The organism is Rahnella sp. AN3-3W3, from assembly GCF_003263545.1.
In the GTDB taxonomy this organism is placed as follows: domain Bacteria; phylum Pseudomonadota; class Gammaproteobacteria; order Enterobacterales; family Enterobacteriaceae; genus Rahnella; species Rahnella variigena.
This window is the reverse complement of sequence record NZ_JYDG01000071.1, coordinates 1-23,639: the sequence shown is the minus strand read 5'-3', so window position 1 is coordinate 23,639 and position 23,639 is coordinate 1. Positions and strand designations below refer to the sequence as shown.

General features: G+C 54.0%; 26 protein-coding genes and 2 pseudogenes. 19 read left to right on the top strand and 9 right to left on the bottom strand.

Going from position 1 to position 23,639, the window contains the following annotated elements; translation table 11 throughout:
• Positions 1-245 (bottom strand): annotated as a pseudogene (locus UC15_RS18830) (IS3 family transposase); the annotation flags it as partial.
• A 272-nt stretch (positions 246-517) separates the two neighbouring features.
• On the opposite strand from UC15_RS18830, the gene UC15_RS18825 reads away from it, so the two are divergent.
• The 4 genes from UC15_RS18825 to UC15_RS25690 all read left to right on the top strand — a co-directional run bounded on the left by UC15_RS18825 (position 518) and on the right by UC15_RS25690 (position 2,617).
• Entirely contained in the window at positions 518-799 is a 282-nt protein-coding gene (locus tag UC15_RS18825; protein ID WP_112290091.1) for a hypothetical protein, read from the top strand.
• Positions 800-803: 4 nt separating this feature from the next.
• Positions 804-1,736 carry a LysR family transcriptional regulator gene (locus UC15_RS18820; protein WP_112290089.1) on the top strand — a complete coding sequence of 311 codons (933 nt, stop codon included), beginning with the start codon at positions 804-806 and terminating at the stop codon, positions 1,734-1,736.
• A gap of 350 nt (positions 1,737-2,086) precedes the next feature.
• Positions 2,087-2,287 (top strand): hypothetical protein, encoded by a 201-nt coding sequence (locus UC15_RS25695; protein ID WP_157961003.1) that lies wholly within the window; start codon positions 2,087-2,089, stop codon positions 2,285-2,287.
• Positions 2,288-2,467: 180 nt separating this feature from the next.
• Positions 2,468-2,617 (top strand): hypothetical protein, encoded by a 150-nt coding sequence (locus UC15_RS25690; RefSeq protein ID WP_157961002.1) that lies wholly within the window; start codon positions 2,468-2,470, stop codon positions 2,615-2,617.
• A 167-nt stretch (positions 2,618-2,784) separates the two neighbouring features.
• Here the strand turns inward: UC15_RS25690 and yghX are convergent, their stop codons facing one another.
• Positions 2,785-3,690, bottom strand: a complete 906-nt coding sequence (gene yghX / locus UC15_RS18815) for a YghX family hydrolase (protein ID WP_112290088.1) — start codon at positions 3,688-3,690, stop codon at positions 2,785-2,787.
• Positions 3,691-3,843: 153 nt separating this feature from the next.
• Between yghX and UC15_RS18810 the strand changes: the two genes are divergently transcribed.
• The gene (locus UC15_RS18810; RefSeq protein ID WP_112290086.1) at positions 3,844-4,044 is read left to right on the top strand and encodes a DNA polymerase III subunit theta; all 201 of its coding nucleotides are present in this window, start codon (positions 3,844-3,846) and stop codon (positions 4,042-4,044) included.
• 26 nt (positions 4,045-4,070) lie between these two features.
• Here UC15_RS18810 and UC15_RS18805 read toward each other — a convergent pair whose 3' ends face one another.
• Positions 4,071-4,952, bottom strand: coding sequence for a LysR substrate-binding domain-containing protein (locus UC15_RS18805; RefSeq protein WP_112290084.1), 882 nt, complete (start codon positions 4,950-4,952; stop codon positions 4,071-4,073).
• A gap of 105 nt (positions 4,953-5,057) precedes the next feature.
• Here UC15_RS18805 and UC15_RS18800 point away from each other — a divergent pair, with 105 nt between their 5' ends.
• The 3 genes from UC15_RS18800 to UC15_RS18790 are packed head-to-tail and all read left to right on the top strand — an operon-like array spanning position 5,058 to position 6,360.
• On the top strand, positions 5,058-5,381 hold the full coding sequence (locus UC15_RS18800; protein WP_112290082.1) for a carboxymuconolactone decarboxylase family protein: 324 nt from the start codon (positions 5,058-5,060) through the stop codon (positions 5,379-5,381).
• A 29-nt stretch (positions 5,382-5,410) separates the two neighbouring features.
• Positions 5,411-5,818: a tautomerase family protein gene (locus tag UC15_RS18795; protein WP_112290080.1), complete on the top strand. Its 408-nt coding sequence runs from the start codon at positions 5,411-5,413 to the stop codon at positions 5,816-5,818.
• Positions 5,815-6,360, top strand: a complete 546-nt coding sequence (locus UC15_RS18790) for a DUF4865 family protein (RefSeq protein WP_112290078.1) — start codon at positions 5,815-5,817, stop codon at positions 6,358-6,360. The genes UC15_RS18795 and UC15_RS18790 overlap by 4 nt, the downstream gene beginning before the upstream one ends.
• A 1-nt stretch (position 6,361) precedes the next feature.
• On the opposite strand, the gene flhA is transcribed toward UC15_RS18790, so the two are convergent.
• From flhA to hypA, 6 genes are all read right to left on the bottom strand, one after another.
• Positions 6,362-8,446, bottom strand: a complete 2,085-nt coding sequence (gene flhA / locus UC15_RS18785; protein WP_369964509.1) for a formate hydrogenlyase transcriptional activator FlhA — start codon at positions 8,444-8,446, stop codon at positions 6,362-6,364.
• A gap of 105 nt (positions 8,447-8,551) precedes the next feature.
• Positions 8,552-9,574, bottom strand: a complete 1,023-nt coding sequence (hypE, locus tag UC15_RS18780; protein WP_112290073.1) for a hydrogenase expression/formation protein HypE — start codon at positions 9,572-9,574, stop codon at positions 8,552-8,554.
• Complete coding sequence (gene hypD / locus UC15_RS18775; protein WP_112290071.1) at positions 9,567-10,724, bottom strand: hydrogenase formation protein HypD; 1,158 nt, start codon at positions 10,722-10,724, stop codon at positions 9,567-9,569. Before hypD ends, hypE begins: the two co-directional genes overlap by 8 nt.
• Entirely contained in the window at positions 10,724-11,002 is a 279-nt protein-coding gene (hypC, locus tag UC15_RS18770; RefSeq protein WP_112290070.1) for a HypC/HybG/HupF family hydrogenase formation chaperone, read from the bottom strand. The genes hypD and hypC overlap by 1 nt, the downstream gene beginning before the upstream one ends.
• Positions 10,993-11,787, bottom strand: a complete 795-nt coding sequence (gene hypB, locus UC15_RS18765) for a hydrogenase nickel incorporation protein HypB (RefSeq protein ID WP_112290068.1) — start codon at positions 11,785-11,787, stop codon at positions 10,993-10,995. Before hypB ends, hypC begins: the two co-directional genes overlap by 10 nt.
• Before the next feature lie 29 nt (positions 11,788-11,816).
• Positions 11,817-12,161 carry a hydrogenase maturation nickel metallochaperone HypA gene (gene hypA / locus UC15_RS18760; protein WP_112290067.1) on the bottom strand — a complete coding sequence of 115 codons (345 nt, stop codon included), beginning with the start codon at positions 12,159-12,161 and terminating at the stop codon, positions 11,817-11,819.
• Positions 12,162-12,489: 328 nt separating this feature from the next.
• Here hypA and hycA point away from each other — a divergent pair, with 328 nt between their 5' ends.
• The 11 genes and pseudogenes from hycA to fdhF all read left to right on the top strand — a co-directional run bounded on the left by hycA (position 12,490) and on the right by fdhF (position 23,613).
• The gene (gene hycA / locus UC15_RS18755) at positions 12,490-12,960 is read left to right on the top strand and encodes a formate hydrogenlyase regulator HycA (protein WP_112290065.1); all 471 of its coding nucleotides are present in this window, start codon (positions 12,490-12,492) and stop codon (positions 12,958-12,960) included.
• Positions 12,961-13,130: 170 nt separating this feature from the next.
• Entirely contained in the window at positions 13,131-13,739 is a 609-nt protein-coding gene (locus UC15_RS18750; RefSeq protein ID WP_112290093.1) for a 4Fe-4S dicluster domain-containing protein, read from the top strand.
• The gene (locus UC15_RS18745) at positions 13,739-15,643 is read left to right on the top strand and encodes a proton-conducting transporter membrane subunit (RefSeq protein WP_112290063.1); all 1,905 of its coding nucleotides are present in this window, start codon (positions 13,739-13,741) and stop codon (positions 15,641-15,643) included. Before UC15_RS18750 ends, UC15_RS18745 begins: the two co-directional genes overlap by 1 nt.
• A gap of 10 nt (positions 15,644-15,653) precedes the next feature.
• Positions 15,654-16,606: pseudogene (locus UC15_RS18740) on the top strand (respiratory chain complex I subunit 1 family protein).
• Between the two features lie 44 nt (positions 16,607-16,650).
• A complete protein-coding gene (locus tag UC15_RS18735; protein WP_112290061.1) occupies positions 16,651-18,375 on the top strand; it encodes an NADH-quinone oxidoreductase subunit C in 1,725 nt (574 codons plus the stop codon).
• A 15-nt stretch (positions 18,376-18,390) separates the two neighbouring features.
• On the top strand, positions 18,391-18,945 hold the full coding sequence (locus tag UC15_RS18730) for a formate hydrogenlyase complex iron-sulfur subunit (protein WP_112290060.1): 555 nt from the start codon (positions 18,391-18,393) through the stop codon (positions 18,943-18,945).
• A complete protein-coding gene (locus UC15_RS18725; RefSeq protein WP_112290058.1) occupies positions 18,945-19,742 on the top strand; it encodes an NADH-quinone oxidoreductase subunit B family protein in 798 nt (265 codons plus the stop codon). The genes UC15_RS18730 and UC15_RS18725 overlap by 1 nt, the downstream gene beginning before the upstream one ends.
• Positions 19,742-20,221, top strand: coding sequence for a formate hydrogenlyase maturation HycH family protein (locus UC15_RS18720; protein WP_112290056.1), 480 nt, complete (start codon positions 19,742-19,744; stop codon positions 20,219-20,221). Before UC15_RS18725 ends, UC15_RS18720 begins: the two co-directional genes overlap by 1 nt.
• Positions 20,214-20,705 (top strand): hydrogenase maturation peptidase HycI, encoded by a 492-nt coding sequence (gene hycI, locus UC15_RS18715; protein WP_112290054.1) that lies wholly within the window; start codon positions 20,214-20,216, stop codon positions 20,703-20,705. The genes UC15_RS18720 and hycI overlap by 8 nt, the downstream gene beginning before the upstream one ends.
• Before the next feature lie 167 nt (positions 20,706-20,872).
• On the top strand, positions 20,873-21,418 hold the full coding sequence (gene hydN / locus UC15_RS18710) for an electron transport protein HydN (protein WP_112290053.1): 546 nt from the start codon (positions 20,873-20,875) through the stop codon (positions 21,416-21,418).
• A gap of 23 nt (positions 21,419-21,441) precedes the next feature.
• Positions 21,442-23,613, top strand: a complete 2,172-nt coding sequence (fdhF, locus tag UC15_RS18705; RefSeq protein WP_112290051.1) for a formate dehydrogenase subunit alpha — start codon at positions 21,442-21,444, stop codon at positions 23,611-23,613.
• The last annotated feature ends 26 nt before the right edge of the window (positions 23,614-23,639 follow it).

The following is a 23,639-nucleotide window of genomic DNA, read 5'->3' as shown; positions in this document are numbered from 1 at the left end:
AAGCACCTGAAAAAGCTTTTTAAATCCGTAGCGGGGGTAGCGTTCAGCCGCCTCGGTCAGCACCTGGATCAGCGCTTCATCACGTCGTGTATCCGGTAGGTAACGAAACACCGTCCTGCTTAGCGATAACGTCCTGCATGCCTGCCGTATGCTCATCGTAAACTGCGTGCTCAGATATCTGACGAGCTCACGCTTTATCGCTGGTTTTAAGGCTTTTTTTCGATGAAATCTTTCAGCGCACGGCTTCGACAGACTTCAGAACGGCAATGATCTGGTGTTCGGTCAATCGGATCTTACGCATAGCGATCGCCTCAGGGGACATAATCAGTATGTCGGAAGATCTCTAAAAGTGAATGGGCCGTTTTGACGGGATACTTACAGAAACCCTGCTACTGCTTCGCGGAGAATACAGATGATAATTAGAACTAAATTTATTATTAAGTATATTTTTTTTGAGTTTGTGCTTAAAACAAAAGTAATGGTAAGTCATTAATTGACTGACAAAATGAGGTGCGAAATGTTTTTTTTTGAAAATTGGTCACAATGTAGGGCATGGCTCAGAGGTATTGTAGACATCGGCCTGTGTACTGAAGAAGAAATAATTGAATTCATCGCGTCTAATAAACCGAAGCATTATCCCTGTATTGCATATTTTGATGTTAAAGAAATGCTATCGAATGATGAGGGTATTGTGTATATTTACAAAGACCAGATTCAAGAATGGTCTAAGCTCATGGCAGAACCTGAGGGCAAGACTCATGAATGCTTGCATGTTTCTTTAAATCCAAAATCAGAATAACCATATGAATATAAAGAAAAACCCACATACCCAACTGAAGAAAAAAAAAAGATTGGATTTAAATCTTCTGGTCTATTTCCATGCTGTCTATCAGACAGGAAGTGTGAAGCATGCAGCATCATTTCTAAACTGCAGTTCACCTAATGTGAGCCAGTCATTGCAAAAGTTACGAGAGATTATTGGTGATCCGTTATTTATCCGCGATGGTCAACAGTTAAGCGCAACGACTGTCGCAGCAAGATTGTATGACGAGACCAAGGATAATATTCATGAACTGCTATATTCTATAGAGAATTTAAGTGAGAAAATCCAAAGAAAACTTGTTATCGAGTGCATGCCTTACTTTTCAATTAAGATAACCCCATTAATCACCTTGTTTCTTCAGTCAAAGAATATTGATTGTGAAATTGTCCAAATGTCTCATACCACAGTAGAATCTGTTTTTTGGGAGCGTCTCTCTTTAAAAAAAGTTGACCTTGTATTCGGAATGAAGGTTGATTTAGAGGGTTCTAAGATGGGGTATCGCCTTGGTTCAGATACTTGTGTCTTAGTCTGCAGAAAAAACCACCCAAGAATTGTTGATTCATATATATATGGATCTGATGTCACGGAATCTATTACCAAAATTCACTCAGACATATCTGAGCTTCACAAAATGAGAAGTTTAAATAATGATTACTTTCAAAATTCTCCTTGCTCATTACAAGCAAAATCTCTTTTAGCTATTTGTTCACATATCTCTGTATCAGACTCTATTGCAATTATCCCTTCGAGTTTTTATGAAAAATTCAAAGAAGTATTTAATCTTAAATCCTTAAAAACAAACCTGCAGATGCCTGATTTTGATGAGTATATGTATTTTAACAAAGCATCCAGTGATAAAGAGCTGTACCTGGAACTGTACAGATACGTTCAGGATAATTATGACAAAGTTTAATTAATTTTTTCTTTTCATAGCCATATCCTCTGTACCGGCTTTAAATTACCGTGCAGAGGAAACCATTCACCTTTCGGTATTGATTTACATTTGAATTGTTCCAGTGAACTACTTCCCCCCCAAAATTTGCTACCGACACTTTTAACAAAAAACTGAAAAATTAACACATGAGTTAACAACTATCGCGTAATCCAATGTTTTTATTCGCATTTTGAATTATTAAATTAATTATTAATAAATTAAACGTCGGCCTGTAAGTTATGTTGTGTTATAAACACCTCACTTTTGTAAGGATACTTACTTATATTCCGCAAAGGTTATTTTATCATTTTAGAAATTAAGGAAAATTCATGAAAATCATCGATAAAGTTGCGGCGGTTACCATTATCGGCGGCGGTAGTAACAGTTGCTGGACAGAAAAACATTTCTCTCATTATCAAAATGGTCGCGGTGTTTGCTATGATACTTACCCTTGTACTTATACTGACAAGCATGGCAACACCAAACGTGTTAGTGATAAACGAGTGCCAAGTGATGACTATTGGTGCTAATAATTTAGTTGCACGTTCGATGCATAACTAATACGCACCATCTATAAAATAAAAACCAGCTTTTACAGGGACAAATGCGATCCATTAAGGATCAGTTGAATGCCCCAGTGGTTGTGTGAAAATCTGGAAACTAATTTAGTTTCCAGATTTTTTATACGTGCTATTCGATAAGACGACGCAATGACGGTCGGTAATGTTGAGCCGCAGCGTGGTCAGACACGTAGTCAGTCGGTTATCGACAACGTTCTGCAAAATCTGCAGGCGATTAACTTCATTCATCGTGAAAAAATCCTGACCGTATGCCGGCAGCATCTTGGGATCGCAACATAATCAGTCCAACAAATCATCCGCATCTCCAAAAGTGACATTATCAAATGTGACTCACACACTCGGTACGCATAATCATAATCACGATAATGTTAAGAATGCATCACTCAATGGGTTCATCATTCATACCCCATCTCTCCAGCGGGATTTTGCGATCCCGCCCTTTTCTTTTATGCGCTTTCTGTTTGCGGTTCGAGGTACTTTTTGAACCAGGCAATGGTTCTTTCCCAGGCGAGATCCGCTGCGGCTTTGTCATAGCGCGGTGTCGAATCATTGTGGAACCCGTGGTTCACGCCGGGATAAATATGCGCCTCATAGACTTTATTGTTGGCCTTCAGCGCCGCCTCATACGCAGGCCAGCCCTCGGTAATCGGTTTATCCAGTTCGGCGTAATGCAGCAATAACGGCGCTTTGATTTTCGGCACATCTTCGGCTTTCGGCTGACGCCCGTAGAACGGCACAGCGGCCGCCAGTTCCGGATACGCCACCGCTGCCGCATTGGCTACGCCGCCACCGTAACAAAAACCGGTGATCCCGACTTTGCCGGTGGCCGTTTGGTGATGCATCAGAAATTCAACCGCCGCAAAAAAGTCGTTCATCAGTTTGGTCGGATCGACCTTTTGTTGCAGCTCGCGCCCTTTTTCATCGTTCCCCGGATACCCGCCGACCGAGCTCAGACCGTCCGGCGCCAGCGCGACAAATCCGGCTTTCGCCACCCGCCGCGCCACGTCTTCGATATACGGATTCAGCCCGCGATTTTCATGCACCACCACTACGCCGGGCGCTTTACCGGCTAATTTGGCCGGACGCACCAGATACGCCCGCACGCTGCCGTGCCCCTGCGGCGATGGGTACTGAATATATTCCGCCACAATATCCGGATCGGTGAATTCCACCTGTTCGGCGTAGGCGTAATTGGGCGTCATCAGCGTGGTCAGTGCTGCCAGCGACAACCCGCCCGCCACAAATTTGGCTGACAAATCGAGAAATTCACGCTTGGTCATTTTGCCGTGTACGTAGAAATCAAAATATTCGAGGAGTTCAGGAGGGAAATCTTTGGCTGTCATTCGCGTCATTTTCAGGCTCCGTTCCATGCAAAAGAAGGATAAATAATGGCCTGCTTTTGGCGATTTTGTAAACCGATTGTGAAATTGAATGCCAATCACGCCCAGCTCAGACCCTTTTGCGGGCTGAGAATGCTAAACTCCGTGGAATTAAAAGGAGACGCTATGAACAATAATCTCGCAGGGCTGAGTAAAGAAGAAATGGACAAAGTGAGTGCCGGACTGGCCGCCGGGACGGTCGCGGTGCGTGAGCGCAATAATCTGCCGGTCAATGCAGACGAAGTTGAAATGGAACAACCGGAGCATCTGCGGGCGTATTTCCGCGAGCGTCTGGCGCACTATCGCCAGCAACCCGCAAAGAAGTAACCGCCACGATTTATATACGTACAGATTTACCGACGCACCGCGAAGAAATCGCTTATCGCCTGAATCAGATACCCCGCCGCCTCACCGGGTGGCGTCTGCCCCTGATGCAGGCTGATCCCCACTTCGCCCGGTTCGGGCAACGCATTTAACATTCTGACCGTCTGCGGCCTGCCGAAATCGGTACGCACGGTGATGCCTAATCCCGCCGACATCGCGGCCCAGATCCCGCTCAGGCTGCGGCTGGTAAACGCGATACGCCACGGAATACCCGCTTTATCCAGCGCCGTTGTGGCGGCATTTCGCATCAGACACGGCGCTTCGAACACCAGTAACGGCAGCGGTTCGCCGGTTTGCTGATAGTGTTTCAGGTCGAAGTTTTCAGGGCCTATCCAGCGCATCGGTATACGCCCCAGCGACCGGCTGGATGGAAAGAGCGGCGCTTCATCGGCCTGCCAGCACACCGCCAGATCAAACTCGTTATGGCGGATCCCGTCGAGCAATTGCTGATTGCGGGTTATGCTGGCGGAGACTTGCACCTGCGGATGTGCGCGGGTAAATGTGCCGAGGAGCGCCGGTAAAAGCGCTTCGCCAAAATCTTCCTGCATGCCCAGATTCAGACTGCCACTCAGGGCGCTGGCAAGCATGATGGCGCTGGCTTCATCGTTGAGGCTGAGGATCCGCCGCGCATAGCTCAGCATCACTTCGCCGCGTTCCGTCAGGATCAGGTGCCGCCCTGATTTCTGTACCAGCTCCGTACCTGCCTGCTGCTCCAGCTTTTTCAACTGTGCGCTGACCGCAGAGGTCGAGCGCCCCAGCCGGTCGGCAGCCAGCACAAAACTGCCCAGCTCAATACCGGTCACAAAACTGCGCAACGCCTCTGCATCAAAAGTCACAGGTCGTTTTGCCATGTTTAATCATCCTGTTTTTATGGATTAATACTGCTGATATTTTCGATATTAAGGATAATAATAACGCCTTATGCTCCTTCTCACACCCATAAAAAGGAGCCTGATATGAGCACAACTTCCCCACAAACGCAGACACTGGACGCGATGTCACGCCTGACGCCTAAATTTGCAGAACTGACGGAACAGGTACTGTTCGGCGATCTGTGGACAAGAGACGAACTGTCACCGCGCGACCGCAGCCTGATCACCGTTGCCGCGCTGATTGCCCTGAACCGCGGCGAGCAGTTGCCCTTTCATCTGAGTCTGGCGGTGAAAAATGGCGTCACTCAAACCGAACTGGCGGAAGTGATCACCCATCTGGCTTTTTATGCCGGCTGGCCCGCTGCGGCATCCGCCCTGACGCGCTTCTCCGCGCTCAGCGATCAGTAAACCGCGCCCCGTTACCGGAGGAACAACCGATGCCTGTTATCCGAATTTCCTTACCCGAACACCGCGCAGATACTTGGCAGGACGCCATTTCAGCCATATTGCAGAACACGCTGGTTGATCATTTTTCTGTGCCTAAAGATGACTGTTTTCAACTGTTCGAACCGGCCAGCCGCCGCCAGAGAGTGATCAATCCGACTTATCTTGCGGGGGAAAATCATCACCGCTCAGAGGATTTTTTGCTGTTTCACATCACTGCAGGCAAACCGCGCAACAGTTATCAGAAGCAGGAACTGTTCCGTCATCTGGCTGAAAAACTGCACGTTGCGCTGGGGATTTCTCCGGCGGATGTGATGGTGGTGGTGAGCTTTACCCAACCGGAAGACTGGTCGTTCAGTCATGGTGAGATGTTCAAACTCCCACAAGGAGTGTTCTTATGATTGCCATGCAATACACCTTTACGCTGCCTGCCGATTACGACATGGGCATTATCGAAAAGCGCATTGCTGATAACGGCCATCTGATGGATGGCTTTGCCGGGCTTATTTTAAAAACTTATCTTTACGCCCGCCGCGACTGCTCGCAATCCGGCAGCGCAGAAAATCTGTATGCACCGTTTTACCTGTGGCATGACGTGCAAAGTATGAATCGCTTTATTTCAGGTGCCGGTTTTCAAGGCGTCGCCAGAGCCTTCGGCTGGCCGCAGATCCGGGTTTATCCGGTGCTGGCAGCGCACGTCAGCGCAGACGTTGCGGCAGCTGTTTTTGCCAAAAGAGAGATTACTGACATTGCACCTTTCAGTGCCCTTGCGCCACCTGATCAGCAAACGGTCAGTGACACACTTATCGAGGTGACCGCCTGGGATACGACAAACTGGAAGAAAATACATTTTACTGCGGGAAGAAACCCGCCGGAAGGAGACGGGCAGCATTACCGCATCGGCCATATTTCCTTGTCCGATGCGGTAATGGAAACGGATTAAATCAGTGCGCGGCAATCCCCAGTTTTTTCATTCGTGATAACAACGTAGTGCGTTTTAATCCCAGCCGCTGAGCCGCGCCACGGGGGCCGGCCACCACACCGTTGGTTTCTTTCAGCACCTGCAAAATGCGCGCCCGCTCGTCGTCTTCACTCAGTTGCGGTGCGGGTGCGCTTTCACGCACAGAAGGCGTGACCACCGGTGTCATCGGTAACGGATAATTCAGCTCAGGCAGTTGCAAATCCAGCACCGTTCCGCGCGTCAGCAATACCGCCCGCTCGATGACATTTTCCAGCTCGCGCACGTTGCCCGGCCACGGCATACGGCTCAGCAGACGCAGGGTTTCGGCGGGAATACTGTCGATGGTGCGCTTCATGCGTTTGGCGATTTTATAGGTCAGGAATTTCACCAGCTGCGGAATATCTTCCGGACGCTCACGCAGCGGCGGAATGACAATCGGGAACACATTCAGCCGGTAATAGAGGTCACTGCGAAATTCTTTGTCGGCCACCATCTGGCGCAGGTCACGGTTAGTCGCCGCGATCATCCGCACATCTACTGAAATCAGTTTATTACCGCCGACGCGCTCAAACTCCTGTTCCTGCAAAATACGCAGCAACTTGGGTTGCAGTTCAATCGGGATTTCACCCACTTCATCGAGGAATAACGTGCCTTTGTCGGCCAGTTCGAAACGCCCCATACGCTGCGCCGTAGCGCCGGTGAAAGAGCCTTTTTCATGGCCGAACAGATCGCTTTCCATCAGGCCAGCCGGCATCGCCGCACAGTTCATTTTCACCATGCGCTGATCACGGCGATCGCCCAGATTATGAATAGCGCGGGCGATCAGTTCTTTGCCGGTGCCGGTTTCGCCGAGGATCAGTACCGAGCAGTCGCTTTTCGCCACGATCTCGACCTGCTTCAGCACCGCAGACATGGAAGGACTGCGCCCGACAATGTCGCTGAAATCCGGGTTATTGCTGTTGATTTGCTCGGTAAGATACAGGTTCTCGTGCTGCAATTTTTCCTTCAGGCTTTTGATTTCCTGATAGGCCAGCGCGTTATCTACCGCAATCGCAATACGTTCGGCAATTTGCTGTAAAACATGCAAATTTGCCGTATTGAAATTATCAGGCTGACACTGCGCCAGTTTCAGCACACCCAGCGTTTTGTGACCAAAACGTAACGGCAGGATGCACAGCGTTTGGGTCTGATCACGCCACAGCAGCTGAAACAGCGTGCTCTCATCGCTGCCAAATTCTTCTGCTGGCCGGACATTGGTCAGCAGCATTTCGCCGCTTTTCATCACCTGTTGCTCAAGGGAACCGTTCAGCATCATGCGCGACTGTTCGCGTTCTGCAACGTGAGTTTGTACGTAATGAGTGGCGTAAACGCTGGCCTGTTCGCTGTCTTTGTCCGCATCACACAGCACAATACTGATGGCATTGATGTGGAAAAAATGATGAATGGTTTTGGCAATTTCACCGGTCAGCTCATCAAGATCCAGCTTTGAGAGAACCGCGTTAGTGATATCGACCAGAATGCGGAAATCGTCCCGCTCGTGACGCAGCTGAGATTGCTGAAACAATGCATTTTCACGCAGCTGGATTTGTTCAACCGCAATCGCAGCCAGCATACAAAGTTCGTGCAGACCGTTTTTGTCTTCTTCGCTGAACGGCGTTGCATTCTGGCGGGTAAACTCACAGCCCCCCAGTAAACCGGATGAAGCCAGCAAAGGCACCAGACAATATCCGCTAAATGGCGGATACAGATTCAGTGCGCTTAATTGCGGATAACGCAGATGCAAAGCATCGCTGCGCCAGACCTGAGTTTTCGGGTTATTCAGCAGGGCATGTACCGGACCGGTCGCCAGCAGCGTTTCGTCTTCATAGCTGACCGGCTGATGATGGGGATCGATACCATAAAAACTGACGCGTTCGCTGTTGTTGTCGAACAACACCAGCGTCACGCTGTCCGCAATACCCGCGCCCTGCGCTACCTGAGTGAGAGTTTCCAGCAGCGATGTCATGGTCTGTTGCAGCAGCAATGTGCGCGTCAGTTCCAGCAATCCTTTGTGTTTGGTAATGCTCATTGTTGCACTCTGCATAGCGTTAACTCTGGCTTTTGATTCAAAGCGTTTTTGAAGAAACTATTAAGAAAGTTTACGCCTTCATAGCGGCGCTCTCCCCTGACGAGATCAACAAATGCGGGGTAATGGCTCCGCATGGGGCAACATTAGCTGGCGTGAAACCCCCAGCGCACCGCGCAGACAGACCCGGGGATTTTCTGTTACTTCACCTATCGTCGCGGCATCGGCACCCAGCGGGTGGCTGCGCAATAGTTTCAGCACCGCGTTTTCTTCCTGCGCCGAAACCACTACCACCAGTTTTCCTTCGTTGGCAAAATTGAGAGGCTCCAGCCCGAGCAGCTCGCAAATTCCGCGTACCGCCGGTTTCACCGGAATAGCCGTTTCGTCGATACACATCCCGAACCCGCTGGCGGCGCTGAATTCATGAAGGATCGCATTGACCCCGCCCCGCGTGGCATCGCGCAAGGCGCGGACACCCGAAAGTGCGCGCAGCGGAGCGATCATCGGCGCCAGCACGGCGCAGTCGCTTTCCACCTCCAGCGTCATTCCCAATTGTTCGCGAAGATTGAGGATAGTGGCACCGTGATCGCCAAGCGTGCCGCTGACGATCACTTTGTCTCCGGCCTGAATATGGCTGGCAGCCCAGCGGACATCCGCCGGGATCACGCCGATCCCCGCCGTATTAATAAAAATCTTGTCCGCCGCACCGCGCTGTACCACTTTGGTATCGCCGGTGACAATGGCAATCCCGGCCTCGTGTGCGGTCTGTGCCATCGCATTCACAATCTTGTGCAAATCTTCCAGCGGCAGCCCTTCTTCGAGAATAAATCCGCAGGAAAGATATGCCGGTGTTGCGCCGCTGACGGCCAGGTCATTCGCCGTTCCGCACACCGCCAGCTTGCCGATATTACCGCCGGGGAAAAACACCGGATCGATGACATAGCTGTCGGTGGTAAACGCCAGCCGGTCGCCCTGCGCACTCAGGCTGGCAATCGACAAACGTGCCGCATCTTCGCGCTCGCTGAGCCACGGGTTATCAAAAGCACTCAGGAACAGGCGTTCGATCATCTGCTGCATCGCCCGCCCGCCGCTGCCGTGCGCCATGGTGACGACGTCTTTATGCTCACTCATCCTGTCCCACACCTTCTGTTGTTGTTTCTTGTGCTGCGGTTTCCTGATGCCGGTACTGATACCACGCGGCGCAGGCGCCTTCGGAGGACACCATCAGCGCACCAAACGCGTTGTGCGGCGTACAACCGGTGCCAAAAAGCGGGCATTCATGCGGCTTGCAACGTCCGGTCAGCACCTCGCCGCAACGGGAACGCGGATCATCCGCCACCGGCTGCGCCCGAGGTCTGAAGCGAATTTCCGCATCAAACGTTGCATAATCCCGGCTCAGGGAAATACCGGAGTCTTCGATAATCCCCAGCCCGCGCCATTCGCTGCTGCCGGAAAGCCGGAACACCTCGCGCATGGCTTCCTGTGCCAGCAGATTACCCTCTTGCGGCACGACGCGCCGGTACTGGTTTTCTGTTTTACACGATGCCTCGCAAACTTGTTCCACCAGCATCAGCACGCTTTGCAGCATATCCAGCGGTTCGAAACCGCTGATCACCAGCGGCTTGCCGAATTCTTCATTGATAAAATGATACGGTGCTGTGCCGGTCACCATGCTGACATGACCGGGTGCCAGAAAGGCATCGATGCGCACATCCTCCTGTTGCAGCAGGCTACGCAACGTAGGCATCAGGCTGATGTGCTGGCAGAAGACGGTGAAATTGTTCAGGCCTTCCCGCCGCGCCTGTTGCAGCGTGACGGCGGTCACCGGCAGCGTGGTTTCAAAACCCAGCGCGAAAAACACCACCTGAGACTGCGGATTTTCACGCGCCAGCTTCAGCGCATCCAGCGGGGAATACACCACCCGCACGTCCGCGCCGCGTTCGCGCGCCTGCAACAGCGAACCCTGTTTTCCCGGCACGCGCAACGCATCGCCAAAGGTGCAAAAAATCACCCCGTCATGCGCGGCGATTTCACAGCAGGCATCAATCCGCCCCATCGGCAGCACACACACCGGACACCCCGGTCCGTGAATAAATTCCAGCTGCGGGGGCAACAGTTTATCCAGTCCGAATTTGAAAATGGCATGGGTATGACCGCCGCACACTTCCATAATTTGCATCGGTTTTTCTGCGCTGTAAGGCAGATGAGCCGCCCGCTGATGCAGGCGCTGGATTAATGTTTTCGCCAGTTTCGGATCCCGAAACTCATCAACAAAACGCATTACCTTGATTCTCCTGCACCCAAAAATAAGGCGACGTCGGCTTCCACTTCTTCCATCGCATGCAGCGCGGCCAGCGTGTCCAGCGCTTCGTGCTCATCGAGCCTGCTCAGGGCAAAACCGACGTGGATTAATACCCAGCAGCCGATCAGCGCTTCGCGGTCGCCTTCACACACCAGCGCGATATTAACTTCACGTCGCAGTCCGCATACCTGCGCCCAGGCGTGATCGGGCTGATTTTCTTGCAACGCGACGATTTGTCCCGGAATGCCTATGCACATCGCTGCTGCTCCAGCCAGTGCAACCACTGATCCATCCCTTCGCCGGTAGTGGCAGAAAGCTGAATCACTTCAATCTGCGGATTCACCTGACGTGCATTGGCGATACAGGTCTCAACGTCAAAACTGACGTAAGGCAGCAAATCGATTTTGTTGAGGATCATCAGGCGGGAAGCGGCAAACATATGCGGATATTTCAGCGGTTTGTCTTCGCCTTCGGTCACGGAAAGTACCGCGACTTTGTGCAGTTCGCCGAGATCAAAACTGGCCGGACACACCAGATTGCCGACGTTTTCGATAAACAGCAGGCTGTTGTTGTTTGGCGATAACTGATGCAGCGCATCGTGAACCATTTGCGCGTCCAGATGGCAGCCTTTGCCGGTATTGACCTGAATGGCCGGAACGCCGGTGGCGCGGATCCGGTCGGCGTCGTTGGTAGTTTGCTGATCGCCTTCAATTACCGCGCAGTCGAAATACGGTGCCAGCCGGGTCAGGGTGCTGGTCAGTAAGGTGGTTTTTCCGGAACCGGGACTGGACACCAGATTCAGCGCCAGAATCCCCGCCTCAGCAAAATGCTCGCGGTTGTGGGCCGCAATGTGATTGTTCTTCGCCAGCACATCCATTTCGATATCCACCAGACGACGCGCTGCAAATGGCAGGCCGTGGGAATGGGCATGGGAATGATCGTGATGATGGTCGTGCGAAGGGTCATGAGAATGATGAGCGTGCCCGCTGCTGACGCCTTCAATACGAAGTTCGCCGCTGGCACAACCACAGGTACTGCACATAGCTTTCTCCCCGGGCAAACAAACGCCCGTTATTCGATTTCGATACGTTTAATTTTCATGCCGTCACCGGCAATTACCCGCAAATCGCGTCCGCCACACTGCGGGCAAATCAGCACGTTTGGGCTGAGCAGCGCGATATCCTGCTGACAGGTACGGCACCAGCTTTCTGCCGCCGGTGTGTCCAGATGCAATTCGCATCCCTGCGCCAGCGTTTCACGACACGCCAGCTCAAAACAAAACTGCACGGCCTCCGGTTCGACGCAGGAAAACGCGCCGATTTCCATCCATACCGCGGTAATTTTCCGCGCATTATTTTGCCGTCCGAACTGTTCCATTATTTCAACGGCATTCTGGCATAACGTTATTTCGTGCATTATTTCCCCTCCCTCGGGAGAACAATTAAGACTGGCTGCAATATTGATGCCAGAAATTTCGACACATTGCCTTTATGCAAAAACCTTCTCAGTAAACGATGTGCAGAAATAAGCCATCACCGCCCGTCATAATTGTCGAAATAAGGTGTCATCGACATGTCATTTATTTTCTTCGCTGACACAGAACCACAGCCAAAACCCTTCCAACCCGTTAATACACAAGCATTTATCAGAATAATTCAGAAACTGGCACGCTTTATGCCAACAGAGAGTTATACGTCGTATTTTCGTCGTCACCCGACATATCAATTAACAACGGATAATGAACATGAGCACTCTCAGCGAACTGACTACTAAAGCCGACTATATCGCCAGCAAAAACAGCCAGATGAAATCACAGTGGCATACCTATCAGAACAGCCTGATACAGGCCGTTACCACATCAAATAAAAAGATAAATCATGAGTTTAACTGTGGGGAGGAACAGGACATCCGCTTTGTGCTGTTCAATCATTTTGTGGTGAGTATTCATCAGGGCGATGACTTTTACAGTCAGGAGATCATCTACAGCCTGAACATGGCGCAAGGCCAGGAAGAAGTGGATTTCAGAGCCTTCGCGCAGGCCAGATTGAGTGAGGATGGCCGCGTGGACGGCACGGTGGACATCCATGATAAGAACGCCGTGCTGGAACATTATCTGAATAAAATCTCCGCTATTTATCAGTGCCTGTTTGATTCCCTGCACAGTAATCAGCCGGTGCATCCGCAACTTGAGAAATTACTCGGCCACGCCGGATAAAAAACCTAAAACATTATTTTACGGTCAGGTGGGAATAATCTTTTCACCCACAATATTGACCGGTATTTAACGGTTCCAATGCCGACATAAATGTCGAAATGTCAATTTAAGTGCCGATTTCGTCACCTTTGACGAAATACCAAGGAGACTTCATGCGCAATATGGCCGCCATGAATCAGTATGTGATCGCGGACCCCAAACTTTGTATCGGCTGCAATACCTGTATGGCGAGTTGTTCGCAGGAGCACGAGCTTCACGGCCTGCAATCCGAGCCCCGCTTGCAGGTGATGCGCAACCGGCTGGATTCTGCGCCGGTGATGTGTCACCAGTGCGAAGACGCGCCGTGCGCGCAGGTCTGTCCGGTGAACGCCATCACCCGTGAAAACGACGCCATTCATCTTAACGAGAGCCTGTGTGTGAGCTGCAAACTGTGCGGCATCGCCTGTCCGTTCGGGGCGATAACGTTTTCCGCCAGCACTCCTGTCGATATCCCGCGTGACTGCAATACCTCAAAAGCGCTGCCCGCACCGCGTGCGCCACGCGCTGTCAGCCCGTTTCTCGACTGCGTGCCAGGGCTTCGCGCCGTGGCGGTGAAATGCGATTTATGCAGCTTCAGCCCGGAAGGTCCGGCGTGCATCAAAACCTGTCCGACACAGGCCATCACGCTGGTTACCGCCAGCTTGTCTGAATATTCCAGCCAGCAAAAACGCCTCAATGCCATGAACGTTTTCCCCGCCGGACTGACTTCACTGAACGCCCCTGATACGGAGGCTAAATAATGACGACTCTATTTACCGGTGAACCGGCGTCGTTACTGGCGCTGGCGCTGCTGATATGGGTGCTGAGCGGCCTTGGTGGCTGGCTTCTGGCGTCCATGACGAAAATCAGCAGCCTGATTTTTGGCGCAGGCGGGATGGCGGCAACGCTGTGCGTTATCGTGGCGGCGTTACAGATTTTGCAGGGCGGTGTGGTGGTTCAGGCCGTACTGCCGGTGGTGCCTTTTCACGCTGAACTGACTGCGCTGAATGCCTTAATCCTGCTGGCGATGTCCGTCACCGCGCTGATGTGCAGCCTGTATGCCTGTGCGTGGCTGGCGAATGTGAGAGCCCCTAAGCGCGCCCGCACCGGTCTGATGTGCAATCTGCTGATGGCCGCACTGACAGCAGCGGCGATGTCGGCCAGCGCCGTGGAACTGATCCTGATGATGGAACTGGCTGCCCTGTGCGCCTATTTCATGATTGTTCAGGCCGACGATGTGAAAAGCCGCCGTGCCGGTCTGAATCAGTTTTTATCCGGCCGCCTCGGCACACTGTGTCTGATCCTGGCCTTCGCCCTGCTGCATCACGCCAGCGGCAGCGTCAATTTTGAGGTGCTGCGCCACACGGCGTTCACGCCGGGCATTAAATCGGCGGCCTTCCTGCTGGCGCTGGCCGGTTTCGGGCTGTACGCCGGGATTATCCCGCTACACGCCTGGGTGCCGCAGTCGCATTCCAGCGCGCCTGCTCACGCCGCCGCCCTGTTCTCTTCTGCGCTGATGAAAATCGGCATTATCGGCATCGTAAAAGTCGGTCTGGATCTGCTGGGCGCACCGCCACTCTGGTGGGGCCTGATGGTATTGCTTCTGGCAATCCTGACCGCGTTTATCGGCGGGTTGTATGCGCTGATGGAGCACGATATCCGCCGTCTGCTGGCCTATCACACGCTGGAAAACGTCGGGATTATTTTGCTCGGTGTTGGCGGGGCAATGACCGGCGTGGCGCTGAACCAGCCGGTGCTGGCTTCCCTTTCGCTGCTGGCGGGTCTGTTCCATCTGTTCAACCACGGGCTGTTTAAAACGGCGCTGTTCCTCGGTGCCGGTGAAATTGAAATGCAGACCGGCATAAAGGACATGGAAAAACTCGGCGGTATCGCCCGTCTGATGCCGTGGACAGCGGCAGCGATGCTGATCGCATTAATGTCGATGGCCGCGCTGCCGCCGTTAAACGGTTTCGCCAGTGAATGGCTGCTCTACCAGTCGTTGTTCCAGCTGAGCAGCAGCCACGTCTTTATCGCCCGCCTGATGGGGCCGCTGCTGGCGGTCGGTCTGGCACTGACCGGCGCGCTGGCGCTGATGTGTATTGCCAAAGTTTTTGGCGTCACGTTCCTGGGGACACCGCGCAGTCAGGCTGCCGCAGACGCCACACCGGCACCACGCGCCATGACGTTCAGCACCGTATTACTGGCGTTGTTGTGCGTGATTTCCGGCGTGGCTTCCCCGTGGATTATTCCGCAATTCTCTGCTGTCGCCGCCTCCGTACTGAACACGCCGGTTCTGCTGGCTGCTCAGCATGGCGTGGCGTTCTCGCCGGCGTCCGCGGTGTCTGCCCCGATGGTGGCCATTTTGCTGCTGGGAATGCCGTTAATGCCGTGGCTTATCGCCGCAGTTCTGCGTGGCGCGCGGCTGCCAAACCGTTCGCGTGGCGATGCCTGGGCCTGTGGTTACGCGCACTCCGCCGACATGGTGGTGACGGCGACCGGTTTCGCCCAGCCGCTGCGCGTGATGTTTGCTCCGCTTTACCGTCTGCGCAGCCATGCGACACCGGCGTCACTGGTTTCAGCCCTGCACCGTGGCTGGCTGGGGCCGTTCTGCCGTCGTCTGGCGTTCATCGAACTGGCCGTATTACTGGTCGTGGCTTTTGCCTGAGGAACTGACTATGAACTTTCCTTCCCTGCTGGCCGGTTCGCTGTGGCCGCTGGCGCTGATTCAGGCGGCGGCATTGCTGGCTGTCGCTCCGTTATTTGCCGGATTCAGCCGCGTGATGCGTGCGCGGATGCACAACCGGCGCGGGCCCGGCGTATTACAGGAATACCGTGATATCGCCAAATTACTCCGGCGACAGAGTGTCGCGCCCGCGGCGGCGGGCATGGCGTTTCGCAGTATGCCGTATCTGCTGACCGGCGGTTTACTGGTGATCGCCACCGCGCTGCCTGTGGTGACGCTGACATCGCCGATGGGCGCGGCGGTGATCTGATCACCGTTATCTATCTGTTTGCGGTAGTGCGCTTTGTATTTGCCATCGCCGGACTCGACACCGGCAGCACTTTCTCTGGCATAGGCGCCAGCCGTGAAGCGGTACTCGGCGTTCTGGTCGAACCGATTCTGCTGCTCGGCCTGTGGGTGGCGGCGCTGGTCGCCGGTTCCACATCACTCGGCGCGATTGCGGCACGGGTACTGCACTGGCCGGTTTCCTCTTCATTAACCCTGATTCTGGCCGGTCTGGCCTGTGCGTTCGCCACCTATATCGAAATGGGCAAACTGCCGTTTGATATGGCCGAAGCCGAGCAGGAGTTACAGGAAGGTCCGCTGACCGAATATTCCGGCGCGGCGTTAGGCGTGGTGAAAATCGGCATCAGCCTGAAACAGCTGGTGGTGTTGCAACTGTTTCTCGGCCTGTTCTTCCCGTTTGGACTGGCAGAACACATTACGCCGCTGACGCTGCTGATCGCCGTGGTGTTGTGTCTGCTGAAACTGCTGATCGCGGTGTTTGTCGTCGCGCTCATCGAAAACAGCGTCGCCCGTCTGCGCTTTCTTAAAACCTCCCGCACTACGTGGGCGGGATTCGGTCTGGCGTTTCTGGCGCTGGTTTCCTGGCTGGTCGCTGGCTGACCTGACATTTTTCTTGTCCCGCTGCGGCGGGAAGAGGCTTTGCAATGAGTGAGTTCAACACCGCATTAAATCAAAACCCGGTCGGCGAAGAGTATCTGGCTGCGCTGGCAAAACAGTTTCCGTCGGCGATTCTGGGCAGCGAATGGCAGACCGATACGCAGGCGACCGTCACCATCAGGCTGAACTGGCTGCCGGAAGTGGTCGAATGGCTGTATTACCAGCAGGGCGGCTGGCTTTCCGTACTGTTCGGTAACGACGAACGCACGCTGTGCGGCAACTACGCGCTGTATTACGTGCTGTCGATGGAGAAAGGCGTGAAGTGCTGGATAACCGTGCGCGCCGAGGTGGATCCGATTTCACTGGAATTCCCGTCCGTGACACCGCGCGTACCGGCGGCGGTCTGGGGTGAGCGTGAAGTACGTGATATGTATGGTTTGCGTCCGGTAGGGCTGCCGGACGAACGTCGTCTGGTGTTGCCGGATGACTGGCCTGACGATTTATATCCGCTGCGCAAAGACGCGATGGATTACCGCCAGCGCCCTGCACCGACCACAGATGAAGAAACCTATCCGTTTATTTCTGAGGCCAAAGAAGGCAGCAAAATTGTGCCAATTGGCCCGCTGCACGTCACTTCTGACGAACCCGGACACTTTCGTCTGTTTGTCGATGGCGAAGACATTATCGACGCGGATTACCGTTTGTTCTATGTGCATCGTGGCATGGAAAAACTGGCCGAAACCCGCATGGGCTATAACGAAGTGACGTTCCTGTCTGACCGCGTGTGCGGCATCTGCGGCTTTACTCACAGCGTGGCGTATACCTCGTCGGTCGAAAACGCGATGGGGATTGTGGTGCCGGAGCGCGCCCAGATGATCCGCTCCATTTTGCTGGAAGTGGAACGCCTGCACAGCCATTTACTGAACCTCGGGCTGGCCTGTCACTTTGTCGGATTTGACTCCGGTTTTATGCAGTTTTTCCGCATCCGTGAGCAGTCGATGAAGATGGCGGAAATCCTGACCGGTGCGCGTAAAACTTACGGCATGAACCTGATCGGCGGCATCCGTCGCGACATCTTAAAAGACGACATGATTGCCACGATTGCGCTGGCGGGCGGCATGCGTCGTGACCTGAATGAGCTGGTGGATATTCTGCTGAGTACCGCCAACACCGAACAACGCAGCATGGGCGTTGGCATTCTGGATCCGCAGGTGGCACGCGATTTCAGCAACGTCGGTCCGATGGTGCGCGGCAGCGGTCACCGCCGCGACATGCGACAGGATCACCCTTACGCCGGTTACGCCAAACTGCCGTTCGAACTGTACAGCGAAACCGGCAACGACGTTTATTCCCGCCTGAAAGTGCGCATTCACGAAGTCTTTAACTCCCTGAATATGATCGAGTTTGGCCTGCAAAGCCTGCCTGGTGGCCCGCTGGCAGTGGAAGGCTTTAATTATATTCCGCACCGTTTCGCGCTCGGTTTTGCCGAAGCGCCACGCGGTGACGACATTCACTGGAGCATGACCGGTGACAATCAGAAGCTGTTCCGCTGGCGCTGCCGTGCGGCGACCTACGCCAACTGGCCGACGCTGCGCTACATGTTGCGCGGCAATACTGTCTCCGACGCACCGCTGATTATCGGCAGTCTCGACCCTTGCTATTCCTGCACCGACCGCATGACGGTGGTCGATGTACGCAAGAAAACGTCCATCGTCGTGCCTTACAAAGAGATCGAACGTTACGGCATCGAACGCAAAAACTCGCCGCTTTAAGGAGCCGCTCAAATCATGCTGAAACTGATTAAAAAAGTGCTCAAAACCGGCACGACAACGGTGGGATATCCGTTCGAACCGCTGGATTTAGCGCCCAATTTTCGTGGTAAGCCGCAATACACCGCGCAACAGTGCATCGCCTGCGGCGCCTGCGCTAATGCCTGTCCGTCGAACGCGCTGACCATGACCACGGCAGAAGACGGCGAAACGATCCGCTGGCAGCTGTTTTTAGGGCGCTGTATTTTCTGCGCCCGCTGCGAGGAAGTCTGCCCGACGGCGGCGATCAAATTGTCTCAGGAGTTCGAACTGGCGGTCTGGCGCAAAGAAGACCTGTATGAAACCGCAGATTTCCCTGTCTGCCATTGCCGGGAATGCGGCAAACCTTACGCCGTCCAAAAAGAAATCGACTTTGCGCTCAGCCTGTTACAGGAAAGCGCCGCGCTGAGCGACCGGCAGATCAGCGATCGCCGCGTGCAGTATGAAACCTGTCCGGCGTGCAAAAAAATGCACGGTCTCTCTTCCAGCGACCGCATTGATATTGGCCGCCATATGACTACGGAGGCCCGCTGATGAGCCATAACCCGATTGCGCCGCGTGACGAGAATGGCCTGCCGGTGCCCGTTACGCTTGATGAAAGTATCGCCGCGCTGAAATCGACATTACTCAATAACATCCGCCGCTCCGCCTACGTTTACCGCGTGGACTGCGGCGGCTGTAACGGCTGTGAGATTGAAATTTTCGCCGCCATTTCGCCGCTTTTCGACGCCGAACGCTTTGGCATAAAAGTCGTTCCGTCGCCCCGCCACGCGGACATTTTACTGTTCACCGGTGCCGTCACCCGCGCCATGCGTATGCCCGCTTTGCGCGCCTGGGATTCCGCGCCGGATCCGAAAATCTGTATTTCCTACGGCGCGTGCGGTAACAGCGGCGGAATTTTCCACGACCTTTATTGCGTCTGGGGCGGCACCGACAAAATCGTGCCCGTGGATGTTTACATTCCCGGCTGCCCGCCGACCCCGGCCGCCACCATTTACGGGTTCGCGATGGCGCTGGGTTTGCTGGATCAAAAAATCAAAGGCCAGCAGCACGACGTGGCCGCCGCAGAACCGGCTGCTTTATTGCATCCGGACTTGCCACAGCCGCTACGCGTACTGCTGGATCGTGAAGCACGCCGGATGGCAGGTTACCGCTACGGTCGCCAGATAGCCGATCAGTTTATGGATCTCGTCGCTGCCCCCGGTTTACAGCCGGTGGAACAGCGTGTTGCGACTTATCTGGCGGAACAAGGTGACCTGCGTCTGAGCGAAATCGTCGGCAATCTGCAACACATTTATCAGCAGGTGCTGCGTGGCGAGGTGCGTCTGTGATGACTTCCGTCAACGACCAGCGCTACGCGCGCCATCAGCCTTATGCCGGTCATACGCCTGACAAAAACAAAGTGGTTTTCTATTCGCTGAGCAGCAAGTTCGTCGATGAGAAAAGCGCACAGAAACGCAGCTCGCAGAAAGCGCAGGAAGTGATTTATTACAGCCTGGCTATCGGCCATCACCTCGGGGTGATCGACTGTCTGCAATCGCGCCTCGAATGCCCGCTCGACGGCTATCTGGGCTGGATTAACTGCCTGGCGGAAAACAGCGAAGCGCGCCGCAAACTGGCCGGTGTCCAGCGTTTTGGCGAGATCAATATCGACAGCAGCCACACGCATTTGCTGGCTCTGGCGCTGCGCGATGCACGTCCGCAGATGAATGCCGAACAGCGTGGCTGGAGCGATCAGCTTATCGCCCTGCTCTCGCAAATTGAACACGACCCCGCCATGTACCTGATGGTCAGGAGGTACGATGCCTGATTACCCTGAGAATCTCCCCCGCTTCGCACTGTTGTGCGTGGGCAACAGCATGATGGGCGACGATGGCGCAGGCCCCCGTCTGGCTGAACTGTGCGCGGAAAAACCGTTGCCCGGCTGGACAGTGGTGGACGGCGGTGCCGCACCCGAAAACGACATCGGCTTTTTACGCGAACTGTCTCCGCAGCATCTGGTGATTGCCGACGCAACCGATATGGGGCTGGCTCCCGGCGAAATGCGCATTATCGCCGAGGAAGATATCGCCGACATGTTCATGATGACTACCCACAATCTGCCGCTGACCTTTCTCATGCAGCAACTGCGTGAGGATATCCCGCAGATCACGTTTGTCGGCATTCAGCCCGACGTTGTCGCGTTTTATTACCCGATGAGCGCCGCCGTAGAACAGGCAGTCAGCCGCCTGCATCAGTTGTTACCGCGACTGGAAACGGGTCTGGGGATCGCCCCTTTTACAGTTTCGACATAACTGTCGATACGGTGACGACGCAAATATAACGTCAGTGAAAAATTTCGTCAGCGGCGCATCAGTTAAATTTAACTTACTGAATTTAATGATTAAAAATTAAAAACAGGAACTGGCACGCTTTATGTATAGCCAGTACCTGAAACCAATGACTTAGGGATTAAATCATCATGAACCGGTTCATCATCGCCGACCCCAAAAAATGCATCGGCTGCCGTACCTGTGAAATTGCCTGCGTGATGGCGCACAGCGATTCGCAGGATATCTCGCTGCTCAATGCCGAGACCTTCGCGCCACGTTTACATGTGATCAAAGGCGTTAATCTCAGCACTCCCGTCATGTGCCGTCAGTGCGAAGACGCCCCCTGCGCCAATGTCTGTCCGAACGGCGCGATTGCCCGCACCGGCGACCACGTTCAGGTGATGCAGGAACGCTGCATCGGCTGCAAAACCTGCGTCGTCGCCTGCCCGTATGGCGCGATGGAAGTGGTCACAAAACCGATTTTCCGCCAGAACGGCGCGGCGATGGTCGCGACCTCCGATAAAGCCGAAGCGCATAAATGTGACCTGTGCTATTTGCGCAGCGAAGGCCCGGCCTGCATGGAAATCTGCCCGACCAATGCGCTCTTCGCCATCGACCGCAACCAGTTACAGGAAATGAACGCAGAAAAACGCCGCCGCGCTGCGCTCGACAGCACTTCACCCTTGCTGTTTTAACCCCGGATAGAGGAAGTCATTCAATGAAAAAAGTTACTACTGTCTGCCCGTATTGCGGCGCCGGATGCAAACTGAATCTGGTGGTGGATAACGGAAAAATCATTCGCGCCGAAGCCGCGAACGGCGTGACCAATCAGGGCGAACTGTGCCTGAAAGGATATTACGGCTGGGATTTTCTCAATGACACCAAACTGCTGACACCGCGTCTGACGCAGCCGATGATCCGCCGTCAGAAAGGCGGCAAATTCGAAGCCGTGAGCTGGGATGAAGCCATCCGTTACACCGCGCAGCGTCTGAAAGAAATCAAACAAAAACATGGCCCGCGCGCCATCATGACTACCGGTTCTTCCCGCGGTACCGGCAATGAAACCAACTACGTGATGCAGAAATTTGCCCGTGCGGTGATCGGCACCAACAACGTCGACTGCTGTGCCCGCGTGTGTCACGGCCCGTCAGTCGCCGGTTTACAGGCCACGCTCGGTAACGGCGCGATGAGTAATTCCATCGGCGATATCGAGAACTCAAAATGTCTGCTGGTGATCGGCTATAACTGCGCCGATTCCCATCCGATCGTCGCCCGCCGCGTGATCAAAGCCAAAGAAAAAGGCGCACAGATTATCGTCTGCGATCCGCGCCGCATTGAAACCGCGCGTATTGCCGATCAGCATCTGCAAATCAAAAACGGCTGCAACATGGCACTGGTAAATGCTTTCGCCCATGTGCTGATCGAAGAAAATCTGTATGACCACGATTATGTCGCCAAATACACCGAAGGCTTTGAAGAGTATCGCAAAAACGTCGCGGATTACTCGCCGGAAGCCGTTGAAGAACAGACCGGCGTTTCTGCGCAACAAATCCGTCAGGCAATGCGCACCTATGCCGCCGCGCCTTCTGCCACCATCATGTGGGGCATGGGTGTCACACAGTTTGGTCAGGCGGTAGACGTGGTCAAAGGGCTGGCGGGTCTGGCATTGCTGACCGGTAATCTCGGACGCGCTAACGTCGGCGTCGGTCCGGTGCGCGGCCAGAATAACGTACAGGGCGCGTGCGACATGGGCGTGTTGCCTAACGAATTCCCCGGCTATCAGTCGGTCACTGATCCGAAAGTCCGCGCAAAATTCGCCGATGCCTGGGGTATCGACGTCAACCAGATGGACGCCGAAGTCGGCCTGCGCATTACTGAAATCCCACATCTGGCGATTGAAGGTAAGGTCAAAGCCTATTACATCATGGGCGAAGATCCGTTGCAGACCGAAGCCGATTTAGGGCTGGTACGCAAAGGGTTCGAGGCACTGGAATTCGTGGTGGTGCAGGACATCTTCATGACCAAAACCGCTGAACAGGCGGATGTGATTTTACCGGCCACCTCCTGGGGTGAGCACGGAGGCGTGTTCTCCTGCGCGGATCGCGGTTTCCAGCGTTTCGAGAAAGCTATCGAGCCGAAATATAACGTCAAACGCGACTGGGACATCATCAGCCTGCTGGCGACGGAGATGGGTTATCCGATGCATTATCAGGATAACCAGGAAATTTGGGACGAAATGCGCAGCCTTTGCCCGCTGTTCTACGGCGCAACCTACGAAAAAATGGGCGAACTCGGACACGTTCAGTGGCCTTGCACCACGCTGGAAAGTCCGGGGACACAGTTCCTTTACGCCGATAATCACTTCGATACGCCAACCGGCAAAGGCCAGCTGTTTGCCGCCCCGTGGCGTGCGCCTGCCGAAGTGCCGGACGGCGATTATCCGCTGGTGCTGTGTACCGTGCGCGAAGTCGGTCACTACTCATGTCGCTCGATGACCGGTAACTGTGCTGCACTGCAAACACTGGCCGATGAGCCGGGCTTCGTTCAGATGAACCCGGTGGATGCACAGGCACTGGGTATCCGCGACCAGCAACTGGTCTGGGTGGCATCTCGCCGCGGCAAAGTCATTTCACGCGCCAACTACAACGAGCGCATCAACGCCGGTGCCGTTTATATGACTTATCAGTGGTGGATCGGTGCCTGTAATGAGCTGACGCAGGACAATCTCGATCCGATTTCCAAAACGCCGGAAACCAAATACTGCGCGGTAAAAATCGAACAGATCGCCGATCAGCGCTGGGCAGAAAATTACGCACAGCAAACCTACAGCGACATGAAAGCGCGCCTGCGCAGTGCCGTCGAAGATGTGATCCCGGTGGTTGAGGTTTAGTTTGATTTAGCTCCTCCCTGAGGGGT

Coding starts and splice junctions, on each gene's coding strand:
- UC15_RS18825 (WP_112290091.1), top strand. CDS start 518: ATGTTTTTTTTTGAAAATTGGTCACAATGTAGGGCATGGCTCAGAGGT.
- UC15_RS18820 (WP_112290089.1), top strand. CDS start 804: ATGAATATAAAGAAAAACCCACATACCCAACTGAAGAAAAAAAAAAGA.
- UC15_RS25695 (WP_157961003.1), top strand. CDS start 2,087: ATGAAAATCATCGATAAAGTTGCGGCGGTTACCATTATCGGCGGCGGT.
- UC15_RS25690 (WP_157961002.1), top strand. CDS start 2,468: ATGACGGTCGGTAATGTTGAGCCGCAGCGTGGTCAGACACGTAGTCAG.
- yghX (WP_112290088.1), bottom strand. CDS start 3,690: ATGACGCGAATGACAGCCAAAGATTTCCCTCCTGAACTCCTCGAATAT.
- UC15_RS18810 (WP_112290086.1), top strand. CDS start 3,844: ATGAACAATAATCTCGCAGGGCTGAGTAAAGAAGAAATGGACAAAGTG.
- UC15_RS18805 (WP_112290084.1), bottom strand. CDS start 4,952: ATGGCAAAACGACCTGTGACTTTTGATGCAGAGGCGTTGCGCAGTTTT.
- UC15_RS18800 (WP_112290082.1), top strand. CDS start 5,058: ATGAGCACAACTTCCCCACAAACGCAGACACTGGACGCGATGTCACGC.
- UC15_RS18795 (WP_112290080.1), top strand. CDS start 5,411: ATGCCTGTTATCCGAATTTCCTTACCCGAACACCGCGCAGATACTTGG.
- UC15_RS18790 (WP_112290078.1), top strand. CDS start 5,815: ATGATTGCCATGCAATACACCTTTACGCTGCCTGCCGATTACGACATG.
- flhA (WP_369964509.1), bottom strand. CDS start 8,446: ATGAGCATTACCAAACACAAAGGATTGCTGGAACTGACGCGCACATTG.
- hypE (WP_112290073.1), bottom strand. CDS start 9,574: ATGAGTGAGCATAAAGACGTCGTCACCATGGCGCACGGCAGCGGCGGG.
- hypD (WP_112290071.1), bottom strand. CDS start 10,724: ATGCGTTTTGTTGATGAGTTTCGGGATCCGAAACTGGCGAAAACATTA.
- hypC (WP_112290070.1), bottom strand. CDS start 11,002: ATGTGCATAGGCATTCCGGGACAAATCGTCGCGTTGCAAGAAAATCAG.
- hypB (WP_112290068.1), bottom strand. CDS start 11,787: ATGTGCAGTACCTGTGGTTGTGCCAGCGGCGAACTTCGTATTGAAGGC.
- hypA (WP_112290067.1), bottom strand. CDS start 12,161: ATGCACGAAATAACGTTATGCCAGAATGCCGTTGAAATAATGGAACAG.
- hycA (WP_112290065.1), top strand. CDS start 12,490: ATGAGCACTCTCAGCGAACTGACTACTAAAGCCGACTATATCGCCAGC.
- UC15_RS18750 (WP_112290093.1), top strand. CDS start 13,131: ATGAATCAGTATGTGATCGCGGACCCCAAACTTTGTATCGGCTGCAAT.
- UC15_RS18745 (WP_112290063.1), top strand. CDS start 13,739: ATGACGACTCTATTTACCGGTGAACCGGCGTCGTTACTGGCGCTGGCG.
- UC15_RS18735 (WP_112290061.1), top strand. CDS start 16,651: ATGAGTGAGTTCAACACCGCATTAAATCAAAACCCGGTCGGCGAAGAG.
- UC15_RS18730 (WP_112290060.1), top strand. CDS start 18,391: ATGCTGAAACTGATTAAAAAAGTGCTCAAAACCGGCACGACAACGGTG.
- UC15_RS18725 (WP_112290058.1), top strand. CDS start 18,945: ATGAGCCATAACCCGATTGCGCCGCGTGACGAGAATGGCCTGCCGGTG.
- UC15_RS18720 (WP_112290056.1), top strand. CDS start 19,742: ATGACTTCCGTCAACGACCAGCGCTACGCGCGCCATCAGCCTTATGCC.
- hycI (WP_112290054.1), top strand. CDS start 20,214: ATGCCTGATTACCCTGAGAATCTCCCCCGCTTCGCACTGTTGTGCGTG.
- hydN (WP_112290053.1), top strand. CDS start 20,873: ATGAACCGGTTCATCATCGCCGACCCCAAAAAATGCATCGGCTGCCGT.
- fdhF (WP_112290051.1), top strand. CDS start 21,442: ATGAAAAAAGTTACTACTGTCTGCCCGTATTGCGGCGCCGGATGCAAA.